The 13,520-nt window shown below is 68.4% G+C and carries 10 protein-coding genes; 2 read left to right on the top strand and 8 right to left on the bottom strand.

The window, feature by feature from the left end:
* Positions 1–17: 17 nt before the first annotated feature.
* Complete coding sequence (gene ftsH / locus ACFWAY_RS27195) at positions 18–2,288, bottom strand: ATP-dependent zinc metalloprotease FtsH (protein ID WP_378453562.1); 2,271 nt, start codon at positions 2,286–2,288, stop codon at positions 18–20.
* Between the two features lie 211 nt (positions 2,289–2,499).
* A complete protein-coding gene (locus tag ACFWAY_RS27190) occupies positions 2,500–3,846 on the bottom strand; it encodes an amidase (RefSeq protein WP_378512846.1) in 1,347 nt (448 codons plus the stop codon).
* A gap of 164 nt (positions 3,847–4,010) precedes the next feature.
* On the opposite strand from ACFWAY_RS27190, the gene ACFWAY_RS27185 reads away from it, so the two are divergent.
* Positions 4,011–6,113, top strand: a complete 2,103-nt coding sequence (locus ACFWAY_RS27185) for a serine/threonine-protein kinase (protein WP_378512845.1) — start codon at positions 4,011–4,013, stop codon at positions 6,111–6,113.
* A gap of 15 nt (positions 6,114–6,128) precedes the next feature.
* Here the strand turns inward: ACFWAY_RS27185 and hpt are convergent, their stop codons facing one another.
* From hpt to dacB, 4 genes are read right to left on the bottom strand one after another with little or no spacing between them, the layout of a single operon-like run.
* The gene (gene hpt / locus ACFWAY_RS27180) at positions 6,129–6,683 is read right to left on the bottom strand and encodes a hypoxanthine phosphoribosyltransferase (protein ID WP_378453565.1); all 555 of its coding nucleotides are present in this window, start codon (positions 6,681–6,683) and stop codon (positions 6,129–6,131) included.
* Between the two features lie 4 nt (positions 6,684–6,687).
* On the bottom strand, positions 6,688–7,665 hold the full coding sequence (tilS, locus tag ACFWAY_RS27175; RefSeq protein ID WP_378453566.1) for a tRNA lysidine(34) synthetase TilS: 978 nt from the start codon (positions 7,663–7,665) through the stop codon (positions 6,688–6,690).
* A gap of 22 nt (positions 7,666–7,687) precedes the next feature.
* Entirely contained in the window at positions 7,688–8,734 is a 1,047-nt protein-coding gene (locus tag ACFWAY_RS27170; RefSeq protein WP_378453567.1) for a zinc-dependent metalloprotease, read from the bottom strand.
* Positions 8,734–10,119 (bottom strand): D-alanyl-D-alanine carboxypeptidase/D-alanyl-D-alanine-endopeptidase, encoded by a 1,386-nt coding sequence (gene dacB / locus ACFWAY_RS27165; RefSeq protein ID WP_378512865.1) that lies wholly within the window; start codon positions 10,117–10,119, stop codon positions 8,734–8,736. The genes ACFWAY_RS27170 and dacB overlap by 1 nt, the downstream gene beginning before the upstream one ends.
* A gap of 131 nt (positions 10,120–10,250) precedes the next feature.
* Here dacB and ACFWAY_RS27160 point away from each other — a divergent pair, with 131 nt between their 5' ends.
* Positions 10,251–10,742, top strand: coding sequence for an inorganic diphosphatase (locus tag ACFWAY_RS27160; RefSeq protein ID WP_378453568.1), 492 nt, complete (start codon positions 10,251–10,253; stop codon positions 10,740–10,742).
* A 60-nt stretch (positions 10,743–10,802) separates the two neighbouring features.
* On the opposite strand, the gene ACFWAY_RS27155 is transcribed toward ACFWAY_RS27160, so the two are convergent.
* A complete protein-coding gene (locus ACFWAY_RS27155; RefSeq protein WP_378453569.1) occupies positions 10,803–12,500 on the bottom strand; it encodes an MDR family MFS transporter in 1,698 nt (565 codons plus the stop codon).
* A gap of 117 nt (positions 12,501–12,617) precedes the next feature.
* Positions 12,618–13,448, bottom strand: coding sequence for a crotonase/enoyl-CoA hydratase family protein (locus ACFWAY_RS27150; RefSeq protein ID WP_378453570.1), 831 nt, complete (start codon positions 13,446–13,448; stop codon positions 12,618–12,620).
* Between the last annotated feature and the right edge of the window lie 72 nt (positions 13,449–13,520).

The raw sequence follows: 13,520 nt of genomic DNA, 5'->3' as shown, positions 1-13,520 counted from the left end.
GCCTAGTGTCGGGCGGATCAGTTCGATCCGTCCGGTCCTTTCCAGGCCCTCGTCTGCGCGTCGTCGTCTCCGGTGCCACGCTGCTCGTGCGGCGGGTTCCACTGGTTCCCCGGACCTTGGTTCCCGGAGTATTGACCCTCCGGATTCTGGTTGCCCGGATCGCGAGGCGGCCAGCCCGGAGCCGACCATCCCGCGGGGGCGCCGTAGTCCGGACGCGGCTGCGTCATCCCACCCTGTGGCCTGGCCGGCGCCGGCTGCGAGTAGCCGTTGGCGGGCGCAGGCTGCGGGTACTGCTGCTGCGGCGCAGCCTGCTGCGACTGCTGCTGGGCGAACACCGGCTCGGGCTGCTGGGGCCACGGCTCGCCGCGCTCGACCGCGAGTTCCCGCGGCGTCTTGACCGGCGGCTTGTCGGACGGGGTCCGGTGGCCGAAGTCGTTGAACGCGGTGATGCGCGGGCGCTTCTCGACGCTGTGGAAGATCTTCTCGAGATCCTTGCGGGTGAGCGTCTCGCGTTCGAGCAGTTCGGTGGCCAGGATGTCCAGCACGTCGCGGTACTCGTTGAGGATGGCCCACGCCTCCGTGTGCGCGGCCTCGATGAGGTTGCGGACCTCTTCGTCGATCTCGCGTGCGACCTCGTGGGAGTAGTCGGACTGCTGACCCATCGACCGGCCGAGGAACGGGTCTCCGCCCTCCTGTCCGTACCGCACGGCACCCAGCTTGGCGCTCATGCCGTACTCGGTGACCATCGACCGGGCGATCTTCGTCGCCATGTCGATGTCGGAGGACGCACCGGTGGTCGGCTCGTGGAACACGAGTTCCTCGGCCGCGCGGCCACCCATCGCCATGACGAGTCGAGCGATCATCTCGGACCGCGTCATCAGGCCCTTGTCGTCCTCGGGCACCGTCATCGCGTGACCGCCGGTGCGGCCGCGGGCGAGGATGGTGACCTTGTAGACCGGCTCGATGTCGGGCATCGCCCACGCGGCGAGCGTGTGCCCACCCTCGTGGTACGCGGTGATCTTCTTCTCGTGCTCGCTGATGATGCGGCTCTTGCGACGCGGACCGCCGACGACACGGTCGACGGACTCCTCGAGTGCGGCCTCCGTGATGACGGTGCCGTTCTCGCGGGCCGTGAGCAGCGCGGCCTCGTTGATGACGTTGGCCAGATCGGCACCCGACATTCCGACGGTCCGCTTGGCCAGGCCCTCGAGGTCGGCGTGCTGATCGATCGGCTTGCCCTGCGAGTGAACCTTCAGGATGGCGCGACGACCGGCGAGGTCGGGGGCGCCGACCGGGATCTGCCGGTCGAAGCGGCCGGGACGCAGCAACGCCGGGTCGAGGATGTCGGGGCGGTTGGTGGCGGCGATGAGGATGACGCCGGTGCGGTCACCGAAACCGTCCATCTCGACCAGCAACTGGTTGAGGGTCTGCTCACGCTCGTCGTGACCGCCACCGAGGCCGGCGCCACGCTGGCGTCCGACGGCATCGATCTCGTCGACGAAGATGATGCAGGGGCTGTTCTGCTTGGCCTGGTCGAACATGTCGCGTACGCGGGACGCACCCACACCGACGAACATCTCGACGAAGTCCGAACCGGAGATCGTGAAGAACGGGACACCGGCCTCGCCCGCCACCGCGCGGGCGAGCAGGGTCTTGCCGGTACCGGGCGGCCCGTACAGCAGCACACCGCGTGGGATCTTCGCGCCCAGCGACTGGTAGCGCATCGGGTTCTGCAGGAAGTCCTTGATCTCGTACAGCTCTTCGACGGCCTCGTCCGCACCCGCGACGTCGGCGAACGTGGTCTTCGGCATGTCCTTGTTGAGCTGCTTGGCCTTCGACTTGCCGAAGCCCATGACGCCGCCGCGGCCACCGCCCTGCATGCGGCTCATCACGAAGAAGAAGATGCCGAGCAGGATCACCATCGGCAGGACGAACAACAGGATCGACGTGAGCCAGCTCTCCTGCGTGACCGTGGTGTTGTAGCTCTGCAGGCCCTTGTCGGAGATCTCGTTGAAGATCTGCTCGGACGCCGACGCCGGGTACTTCGCGAGGATCTCGGTCTTGCCGTCGGTCGCGTCGTTCCCGTCCTTCAGCCACAGGCGGACCTGCTGCTCCCGGTCGTCGATCTGCGCCTTGTCGACGTTGTTCGCGTCGAGCTGCGCGATCGCCACGGAGGTGTCGACACCCTTGAATCCGCGCGTGTCGTTGCCGAAGTAGCTGAAGGCGTAGATCACCAGCAGGATGCCGGCAACTATCGCCAGGTTTCGAAACACAGTCTTACGGTTCATACAGGTCGGCCGATATGGCCGGTCCTTTCGAGAGTGCGGGTCTTCCGGGTGCGCCTTCCGGCTGCCAACCGGACAAACCAGGTTACCGCGAAGGCACCCCGGCGACTCCAGGTAGCAGCCAACCGCCGTTGGGAGCGGTCTCTTTTCTTTCAACGCATGCGGTCGCCCATCGGTTCCCTCGGACTCGATCCGGGCCCGAATGTGCCGGAGTTCACCGCGCGGGCGCGACCCTCGGCCAGCCGCCACCCACCCGCTCGATGTGAGCGGCCAGCGCCAGGATCCTGGCCTCTCCCCCGGGCGGCGCCGCGATCTGCACGGCCAGCGGGGTACCCGAATGCGAGTGCGTGCCGACGGGCACACTCGCCGCCGGCCACCCGACGAGATTCCACAGCGCGCTCAACGGGGCGTACCGCACGTTGGCCACGATGTTCGACAACCACGACCGCTCGCTCCACGTCGTCGCCGCGAGCGGCGGCTGCGCGAGAGCGGGTGTGATCACCACGTCATAGTTCTCGAAGAATTCGCGCAGCGACTCTTCGAGCCGGCCCACCTGCTCCGGACGGACGAACCGGCCCAGCGCGCGGCCCACCGCGACGTGCCTGCGGGTCCGCGGCTGCAATTGCCGCAGATCCAGCCCCTTCGCGTCGGCGGCCGTTCCCGCGGTCCAGCGGGCGAGAACGGGAAGCAGGTTGACCGGGTACGGCAAGGTCGCAGGCTCGACGTCGTGGCCCGAGCCGGTCAGTTCCGTGCCCGCGCGCACGGCCGCATCCCGCCACTGCGGATCGATTGTGGCCAGGAATGTCGGCGACCCTGCCGCCACCGCGATCCGCAGTGGTTCCGATGCGCCGATCCGCGCGAGTTCGGGTCGGTCGGCGAGGACGGACAGCATGAGGGCGGCGTCGTCGACGGTCGTCGCGATGGGCCCGTTCTCGGCCATGCCGAACCACGAGGTGGCTCCGAGTTCGGACGGCACGACTCCCCTGCCCGGTTTGATACCGAACACCCCGCAATTCGCCGAGGGGATGCGGATCGAACCGAGACCGTCGGTCCCGTGGGCCAGGGGCACCATCCCCGCGGCGACGGCGGCGGCCGCTCCTCCGGACGAACCCCCGCAGGTCCGCGACGGATTCCACGGATTGCGGGTGATGTGGCCGGGCGCGTCGGTGGTCCCCCACACCGCCAGTTCGGGGAGAGTGGTCAGGCCCACGACCACCGCTCCCGCCGCCCGCAGCCGCGCGACGACCGGGTGATCGGCGACCTTCGGTTCGGCACTGGTTGCGCCCGATCCCTCGCGCATCGGCAGTCCGGCCACGGGGATGACGTCCTTGATCGCGACGGGCACTCCTGCCAGCGGAAGTGTGGACAGATCCGGCCGGTGGGAGAGGGCGAGCGCGTCGGCTCGGGCCTGTTCGGCGAGGACGGTGACGAACGCCTGGATCTTCGGTTCACGCTCCTCGATGGCCGCGAGTGCAGCCTCGACGTGCTCCATCGGGCTCGAGACGCCCGAGCGAACCTGCTCGGCGACGACGACGGCTGCGGTGAACGGGGAGTCCCCCATCACCCGAGTATATGGCGCAGGGATGCAGTCATTTCGAGTATTCGCGCTGGATACGGTAGGTCTGCGGGGTTACCATTCGCTTGTCCCTGGATGGGACTCTTCACACCGCTCCAGACAACCTCGATGTGCCCAGAGAACCCGCCCAGTAGAACCCTCGATGTGCAATGACCAGAGGAAACGGGTCGGGCAGAGACGGATCGGCCGCTGGATCGGACTCTGCCGAACGGACCGTCGGAGCCATGAACTCCGAACACGAGAGCAGCGAGTCGACGGTCGCGGCCGCCCCGTCGACGGTTGTTGCTGCGCAAACCGTGTCCGCGCGGACGATGCCCGCCGAGCAAACCGCGGCCGCCGAACAAACCTCCGCGGCCGAGCAAACCGCAGCCTCCGATCAGACCGCGGCCGCCACTCCGACAGTGACCGCCCGGCAGCCGGACACGCTCATCACCAGGCCGCCGGGCAATGCGGCGCTCGACGATGTGGAGGTCGGGCAGCAGGTCGACGACTTCGATCTGCTGATGGGCCTGGGCAGCGGCGCGTTCGGCCGAGTGTTCCTGGCGCGCCAGCGGTCGATGCAGCGACTGGTCGCGGTGAAGATCTCGCACGACAAGGGGAACGAGCCGCAGACCCTCGCTCAGCTCGACCACAACTACATCGTGCGCGTGTTCGACCAGCGGTTGCTCGAGGACCGCCAACTGCGTCTTCTCTACATGCAGTACCTGCCGGGCGGCACCCTGCTGCGGGTTCTGCGCCGCGTGCGCGTTACCCCGGAACAGGACCGGACGGGCAGCCTGCTGCTGGACGTGGTCGACGAGGAGATGCGGGAGAAGGGCGAGCTCAGGCCCACCGACTCGAGTGTGCGGGACGAGATCGCGTCGCTGACCTGGCCGGAGACGATCGCGTGGCTGGGGCGGCGACTGGCCGAAGCCCTCGACTACGCCGGCAAGCGCGGCGTCCTGCACCGCGACATCAAGCCCGCCAACATCCTGCTGACGGCCGAGGGTGTGCCGAAGCTCGCCGATTTCAACATCAGTTTCAGCGACACCGTCACCGGGGCGTCACCGCTCGCCTACTTCGGCGGGTCGCTGGCCTACATGTCCCCCGAACAACTCGAGGCGTGTCACCGCGGAATGCCGGGGACGGCGGCGGACCTCGACACCCGCAGCGACATCTTCGCGCTCGGGGTGATGCTGTGGGAGCTGATGTGCGGGCGACGTCCGTTCGAGGACGAGGACGTGTCGAGCGAGTCGCTCGTCGCACTCGAAGCGATGCTGGACCGCCGCGGCCGCGACATCGACCCGGAGTTTCTCGACCAGTTGCCCTACGACTGCCCGCCGTCGCTGCGACGGGTTCTGTTGACGTGTCTGGCACCGAAGCCGGAGGACCGGTGGTCGTCCGGTGCCGAATTGGCCCAGCAATTCGACCTGTGCCTGAATCCCCGGGCTCGGGACCTCGTCGATCCGCCGCCGAACAGTTGGCGCATGCGGCTGCGGCGCTTCGCGCTCCCGATTCTGGTGATCGGTATCGCGGTGCCGAACGCCCTCGCCGGCGCCTACAACTACCACCACAACAAGATGCTGATCATCAGCAATCTGACCCCGGAGGCCCAGCACTCGTTCGAGTCGATCCAGTTGGTGATCAATTCGATTGCGTTCCCGTTGGGCGCGATCATGCTGCTCTACTGGTGCCGATATCCGCTGCTCGTTCCGCGGGGTCTGCGCAAGGGGAAAACGTACGACCGCCAGACACTGGCCCGGGCCCGCACCGACACGCTGCTGCTCGGCGACCGCGTCGTGCTCGTGGTGTTCGGGTTGTGGGTCATCGCGGGCATCGCCTATCCGATTTCCCTGCAACTCGCGGCGGGGAACGTGCCGCCGGGCGCGTACGTGCACTTCATCGCATCACTGATCGTGTGTGGTGCCGTGTCGGTGGCGTACCCGTTCTTCGTGGTGGCGTTCTTCGCGGTGCGCTGCATCTACCCGACCCTGCTGCCGCAGGACATCGCCAGCAGCGCCGACGCGCACAAACTCCGGGGCCTCGACCGCCGGAGCACGCTGTATCTCGCGGTCGCCGCCTCGGTTCCGCTGGCCGGTGTGGCCGGGGTGACGTTCCTGTCGCCCGACGAGATCACGCTGGTGATCATTGCGGTCCGCATTCTGTGCGTCGGCGGCATCTTCGCGTTCGTCGGCGTGTACTGGCTGTTCCGGCAACTGGAGCAGGATCTGCGGGCGCTGGAGCTCGCCGTGTCCCACGAACCCGTCCGCTGACGAGCAGCGCGGAAATCAGCCGCCGTAGACGGCGGGCTCGAGGGTCCCGATGTACGGCAGGTCGCGGTAGCGTTCGGCGTAGTCGAGGCCGTACCCGACGACGAATTCGTTGGGGATGTCGAAGCCGACGTTCGCGACGTTGATGTCGACCTTGATGGCGTCGGGCTTACGCAGCAGCGTGACGACTTCGAGCGACGCCGGGTTACGCGTCGACAGGTTCCGCATCAGCCAGGACAGCGTGAGGCCGGAGTCGATGATGTCCTCGACGATCAGCACGTGGCGGCCGGCGATGTCCTTGTCGAGGTCCTTGAGGATCCGCACGACGCCGGAGGACGACGTGGACGACCCGTAGGAGCTGACGGCCATGAACTCCATCTGGGTGGGGATGGGGAGGGCCCGCGCGAAGTCGGTCATGAAGAAGATGGCGCCCTTGAGGACACCCACCAGGAGCAGATCCCCCTCCGGGGCACCCTCCGGGTAGCGCTTGGCGATCTCCTCGGCCAGTTCGACGATACGTCGACGGATCTCGTCCTCGGAGATCAGTACCGATGCGATGTCGCCTTCGTACACGCGATCAAACCCTTCGTCGGTCGTCCAATCCGACGTTCAGCCTGCCACGTCGTCGGCGGACCACCAACCTCGCGTCCGGAGTTCCGCCCCCGATCGCCACCTGTCCCTGCCCCCGCCACCGTGCGACGAGGTCGTCCACGGCCCGCAGCTGGGTATCTCCGAGACCGCGCGCACCGGCGGCGAGGAGCCAGCTGCGCAGCACCCGCCGGCGGACGGGTGGCGCCGACAGGGCGAGCGCGGACGCGTCGATTTCGCCGTCCACCACGACTTTCGCTTCGGCGTCGGCGGCCAACGCGTCGAGGACCGCCCCCTCCTCGCGTAGGTGTGCCCCGGTGCGGGCGAGGGCCCCGGCGACGCCGCCGCCCAGAACGTCCTCGAGCAGCGGCAGCACCTCGGTGCGCAGCCGCACCCGCACGAAGTCGGGTGAAACGTTGTGCGGGTCCTCGTGCGGGCGCAGTCCCAGTTCCGCGCAGGCCTGCCGGGTCACCGCGCGTCGCACGTCCAGCAGCGGTCGCCCCCACGGGTTGTCGTACGCGCTCATCCCCCAGATGGATCGACCCCCCGAACCGCGCGACAGCCCCAGCAACACCGTTTCGGCCTGGTCGTCGAGAGTGTGCCCCAACAGCACCGGTTGGGTTCCGCGCGCCGAGTCGAGGGCGCGGTAACGGGCTTGCCGGGCGGCCGCCTCGAGCCCGCCCGACCCGGTCACGTCGACGGGAAGCACCTGGGTGGAAGTGCAGCCGAGCGCTCGGGCACGGGCTGCCGCCTCGTCCGCCACGTCTGCCGAACCCGGCTGCAGTCGATGATCGACGACGAGGGCACACACCGAACGCGCCTCGGCGGCGGCCGCGGCGGTCAGCGCCAGTGAGTCGGCGCCACCCGACAACGCGACCGCGATCTCACCGTCCGGGGCGTGCGCCGCGACCCAGCGCCGCACGGCGTGACGAACCTCGAGGATCGCCGGCTCCTCGGGAAGCACTATCACCGGCTCAGCCCTTCGCGAATCAGCCCAGTACCCGGGACACCCACGCGTCCGGCGCGTCGATCTCCGCGAGCCGGGGCAACGTGTCGGGGCCGCTCCAGACGACGTTGAACCGGTCCATCCCGACCTTGTCCACGACGGCGTCGACGAACGCCTTACCGCGCACGTACTGCGCCATCTTGGCGTCCATCCCGAGCAGCGCCCGGATCAGGCGTTGCACCGGGTTGCTCTTGCGGCGGCGCCGCTGGTCGAACGCGGCCCGGATCGCGGCCACCGACGGCACGACCGCCGGGCCGACGGCGTCCATCACGTGGTCCGCATGTCCCTCGAGGAGGGTGCCGAGTACCAGCAGACGGTCGAGTGCCTCACGCTGCGGCTCGGCCTGGGTCGCGCGCAGCAGTCCGACGATTCCGCCCGGTGCGCCCGACTCGTCCGGCTCCGTGCGCCCGCGGTCGCGCAGCGCGGAGGACAACCGGCCGACCACGTCGGTGACGGACTCGTCCTCGGCGGATCCGAGGGTCTCCACCGACTCCTGCATGTATCCGGTGAGCCACGGTGACGACGAGAACTGCACCCGGTGCGTCACCTCGTGAAGGCATACCCAGAGCCGGAAGTCGCTGGGCCGCACCCGCAACGTGCGCTCGACGGACACCACGTTGGGCGCCACGAGCAGCAGGGTTCCGTTGTCGCCGGTGAACGGGTCGTACTGACCGAGGATCGCCGAGGACAGGTACGCGAGCATCGCCCCGGCCTGAATACCCGCCGGCTTGCCGACCAGCATGCCGGGAGCGGCGTCGCCGCCCGTCAGTTGCGACATCGAATGCGCCGCGGCGTGGATCCACCCGGCCCGATCGAGGACCTGCGCGGCCGGCACCGGAAGTCCGTCGGCGAGGCCGGTGACCTCCCGGACGGGCAGTTCCGCGCGCATCGACGCGTCGGCCAGTTCCGCGACCACGGTTTCGGCCGTGTACCGCGACGTCACGGGCCCGCTGCGCGCGAGCTTCACCCCCGTCTTGGCTGCGAGCTTCCAGTCGACGGCACCGCTGAAGGCATTTCCCTCGGCGGCCATCACTGGCACCCGCACGTGCGGAGCGCAGCCGCCAGTGCGTCGAGTGCGGGACGGCTGACCTCCGGCGGGCGGTCGTTGGACATCAGCGCGAACGTGAGCACACGCCCGTTCTGGTCCACCACGTAGCCGGCGAGCGCGCTGGCCGTGGACAGGGTGCCGGTCTTCGCCCGCACCCACCCGGCGCCCGTCCGGTTCCCCGACGCGTACCGGTCCGACAGGCTGCCCGTGGCACCGGCGACCGGCAGGTAGTCGAGCATCGGCCGCAGGGCGGGATTGCCGTCGCCCGCGGCGGCCGTCAGGACCTGGTCGAGCGTGTGCGGGGCGATCCGGTCGTCGACGGACAAGCCGCTCGTGTCGTGCAGCGTGAGCCCCGTCAGATCGAATCCGGCCGCGGTCAGCGTCTGGCCGATGGTCGCGACGGCTCCCGTGAACGATGCTTCCGCGCCGGCATTCATGGCAACCTCCCGCCCGATCGCTTCGGCAAGCACATTGTCCGAGTGTTCCATCATCTGCCGCAACCGGTCGCGCAGCGGCGCGGACTGCACACTCGCCACGGTAGCCGCACCGGGCGCCGCGACCCCCGACGTGACCGCCGACGGGGCGACGCCGAGCGCACCGGCGAGCGTCCGCCCGGCGTCGAGCGCGGGCGTCGAACTGCGCGGCGACTCGTCCACGAGGGGGTCGGCCCGTCCGCCGTCGATCATGATCGGTTCGGTGGGGGTGATGAATCCGGCGCCGACGTCCGTCGGGAACCACCCCTGCGCCATGGTGTCGCCCGAGTAGACGCTGGTGTCGACCACGATGCTCGTCACCTGGGTGCCCGCGTTCCGGATCTGATCGACCAGCTGCGAGATGTGCGCCGCACCCGGGTAGTAGCCGTTCTCCCCGACCGGCTTCGCGGTGAGAGTGGGATCACCACCGGCGACGAGGACGATCTCGCCGGGAGTGGCCCCCTGCACCACCTTCGTCGTCACGCGACGGTCGGACGGCAGCGCCAGCAGCGCGGATCCCGCGGTGAGGACCTTGGTGGTCGACGCCGGGGTCATCGGGGTCTGCGGGTTGACGCTCCACAGGACCTGACCGGTCACCGCGTCGGCGACCGTTCCGCTGAACTTGCCGAGGTCGGGGTTGGCGGCGGCCGGACCGACCGCGGTCGCGATCCCCTGCGCCGTCGGCATCGGCGCGTCGTCGGGCACCGGCGTGACCTGCGGGGCCGCCGTGATCGGTGCCGGTTCGGGCGCGATCGCCAGTTCGCCGCGGCCCGCCGACGCGTTGTGCGCAGTCACCGCGACCACCAGAACAGCGGCCATCGCAAGCACCACGACGACGACCGACGCGAACAGAATTCGCATGTTCCGACGGTGGCGTCCCGCCAACGAGCCCATCTTCTTCTTTCCCTGGCCCGGCAACGCGCCTCCGTCTTCACTGTGATTCGTGGGTGGTCAGACAACCAACCTTATCCTCGACCCGATATCCTCTCCCCGAATCATCATCGACACGACAGCGAGGAATCGGCGTGGAGTTCGACGTCACCATCGAGATCCCCAAGGGTCAGCGAAACAAGTACGAGGTCGACCACGTGACCGGTCGCGTGAAGCTGGACCGCTACCTCTACACCGCGTTCGGCTACCCGGCCGACTACGGCTTCATCGAGAACACCCTCGGCGAGGACGGCGACCCGCTGGACGCGCTGGTCCTGCTCCCCGAGTCCGTGTTCCCCGGCGTCATCGTCGAGGCACGTCCCGTCGGCATGTTCAAGATGGTCGACGAGGCCGGCGGCGACGACAAGGTGCTGTGCGTGCCCGCCGGCGACCCGCGCTGGGACCACATCCAGGACATCGGCGACGTCCCGCAGTTCGAACTGGACGCCATCAAGCACTTCTTCGTCCACTACAAGGACCTCGAGCCGGGCAAGCACGTCGAGGCAGCCGACTGGGTCGGACTCGCCGAGGCGAAGGCTGAGGTCGAGGCCTCGTTCAAGCGTCTGAAGGATAACGGCGGGCACTGAGCCCCCGCGATATTCACGCCGGCGGCGCCCATCCCCCACGGGGTGGGCGCCGTTGTCGTCTCACTCCTCCGCGTCCCCCCGCGCCGCGGCCTGGAGTCCGGACTCGCTGCGGAGAGGTACTTCCTTCCACAGCACGGTGAGGACGAAGGCGACGACGGCGAGCATCGACACGCTGAGGAAGACGGATCCGATGGCGTCGGCGAATCCTTCCCGGAAGGGCAGGGCCAGCACGTCGTCGAGTTTTCCGATCACCGAGCTGTCCGTGAGGACTCCGCTGACGCCGGCGTGGTCGGGGCTGAGCATTCCCTGGCCCATGGCGGCCTCCGCGGGGTCGTTGCTCTGTGCGGCCGCGGCCACGGCTCGACGGAAGTCGGCTGTGCCGGCGGCGGCTGTCACCCGCTCGCCGATGGCCGGGGTGAGGCGGGAGAAGAGGATCGACAGGAAGATTGCGACGCCGGCGGTGCCGCCGATCTGCCGGAAGAACGTGGCCGCTCCGGTCGAGACCCCCATGTCCTGCGGGGGCAGTGCGTTCTGAATGGCGAGGGTGAGTGGCTGCATCAGGTTTCCGAGACCGAGTCCGAGGATCAGCATGAACACCATCACGACGGGCATCGGGGTGTCGGCGGCCAGCGTGTGCAGCAGGAACGCGCCGATCCCGATCAGGGCGGTGCCCAGGATCGGGAAGTACCGGTAGCGCCCGGTCCGCGAGATCATCTGACCGCTGACCACCGAGCCGGCCATGAGACCGAGGACCATCGGCAGGATCTGGAACCCGGCCAGAGTGGGGCTCGAGCCCTTCACCACCTGCAGGTACTGAGGAAGGAGGGTGATGCCGCCGAACATGACGGCACCCACGACGAGGCTGATCACGACGCCGAGCGCGAAGGTGCTGTTGCGGAAGAAGCGCATCGGGATGAGTGCGTCGTCCTTCATCGCCAGTTCCACGGACACGAAGGCGAGCACGCCGATGACGCCGATCACGTAGCACGCCAATGACTTCGAGCTGTCCCATCCCCAGCTGTGCCCCTGTTCGGCGACCACGAGCAGCGGCACCACACCCACCGCGAGGGCGATCGCGCCCCACCAGTCGATCCGCCGGCTTCCGCTCGGTCGTCGCGGCAGGTGCAGCACGCGCGAGACGACCGTGAGCGCGACCAGCCCCACCGGCACGTTGACGAGGAAAACCCAACGCCAGCCGTCGATTCCGAGGATCTCGTCCTGCCCGGCGAACACTCCGCCGAGGACCGGTCCGAGGACGCTGGAGGTGCCGAACACGGCCAGGAAGTAACCCTGGTATTTGGCCCGTTCACGTGGGGAGACGATGTCGCCGATGATGGTGAGCGCCAACGAGAACAGGCCGCCCGCGCCGAGTCCCTGCACTGCGCGGAAGGCCGCGAGCATGTACATCGACGTCGAGAACGTGCACATGACCGAGCCGATCACGAACACCGTGATCGCGAACATGAAGAACGGCTTGCGGCCGTAGATGTCGGAGAGTTTGCCGTAGAGCGGCGTCGCCAGGGTGGCGGTGACGAGGTACGCGGTGGTGGCCCACGCCTGCAGTGAATACCCGTCGAGGTCGTCGGCGATGGTCCGGATCGCCGTCGCCACGATCGTCTGGTCGAGCGCGGCGAGGAACATGCCGAGCATCAACCCACTGAGTACAGCCAGGATCTGCCGGTGGGTGTAGGCCACCGGCGTTTCGACCGAATTCGACACTGTTTCCTCGCTGCGCTGTCGTTTACTTGTAGTCCGCAAGTATGCGAGCGCGGCGAGGTTTCGGGCAACTGATGAACTGGGCTTTACCTGAGGATAAGCGTGTGCGTCGGACACAGCCGCACCCCTTCTCGGAGCGCGGCTGTGTCAGCGAACGGACTACTCGCCCGTGAATTCGGGGGCGCGCTTCTCGAAGACGGCGGTGATCGCCTCGGTCAGGTCCTGCGACGGCAGGAACGCGGCGTTCCACGCGGCGACGTAGCGCAGGCTGTCGTCGACGGCGGCCGCGCGGGAGTGGTCGAGGACGTCCTTGATGCCGTGCACGACGAGCGGCGGGTTCGCCGCGATCTCGGCCGCGGTCTCGTGCGCGGCGGCAAGGACGGCGTCGGCGTCCGCGAAGACGTCGTTGACGAGACCGATCTTCGCGGCGCGCCCGGCGTCGATGTCCTTACCCGTAAGGGCGAGTTCCCGCAGGTGTCCGTCGCCGATGATGGCGGGCAGCCGGGCGAAGCTGCCCATGTCGGCGACGATCGCGACCTTGACCTCACGGATGCTGAACTTCGCGTCGGTGCTGGCGTAGCGGATGTCGCACGCGGAGATCAGGTCGACCCCGCCGCCGATGCACCAGCCCTGGATGGCCGCGACCACCGGTTTACGGCAGTCGGCGACCGCGTTGATGCCGGACTGCATCCGCTTGATCATGTCGTGGAACGCGGTACGCGGGCCGGCCTGCGCCTTGTCCGCGAGGACGGACCCGAAGCTGCCGCTCATGGCGGGCAGGTCCAGACCGAAGGAGAAGTTCTTGCCGGAGCCGGCGATCACCACGGCCCGCACGTCCGGATCGGCGTCGAGTTCGCCGAAGATCTCGGGGAGCTCGCTCCAGAAATCCGGGCCCATCGCGTTGCCCTTTCCGGGTCCGATGAGTGTCACCTGCGCGACGTGATCCTTGCGCTCGACGGTGAACGCATTCCAGGTCTTCTGTTCGGTCATTACTCCAGAGTAACCACCGCTCTTCGAGGTCAGGCGAAATACCCTGGAGGTCTCTGCACCGTCTTGTGAACG

Origin of the sequence: Rhodococcus sp. NPDC059968, from assembly GCF_042738615.1 — a bacterium.
Lineage (GTDB): Bacteria > Actinomycetota > Actinomycetes > Mycobacteriales > Mycobacteriaceae > Rhodococcus_F.
This window is presented reverse-complemented; position numbering and strand designations above follow the sequence as displayed.

Coding starts and splice junctions, on each gene's coding strand:
- ACFWAY_RS27190 (WP_378512846.1), bottom strand. CDS start 3,846: ATGGGGGACTCCCCGTTCACCGCAGCCGTCGTCGTCGCCGAGCAGGTT.
- ACFWAY_RS27185 (WP_378512845.1), top strand. CDS start 4,011: ATGACCAGAGGAAACGGGTCGGGCAGAGACGGATCGGCCGCTGGATCG.
- ACFWAY_RS27170 (WP_378453567.1), bottom strand. CDS start 8,734: ATGGCCGCCGAGGGAAATGCCTTCAGCGGTGCCGTCGACTGGAAGCTC.
- ACFWAY_RS27150 (WP_378453570.1), bottom strand. CDS start 13,448: ATGACCGAACAGAAGACCTGGAATGCGTTCACCGTCGAGCGCAAGGAT.
- dacB (WP_378512865.1), bottom strand. CDS start 10,119: ATGGGCTCGTTGGCGGGACGCCACCGTCGGAACATGCGAATTCTGTTC.
- ftsH (WP_378453562.1), bottom strand. CDS start 2,288: ATGAACCGTAAGACTGTGTTTCGAAACCTGGCGATAGTTGCCGGCATC.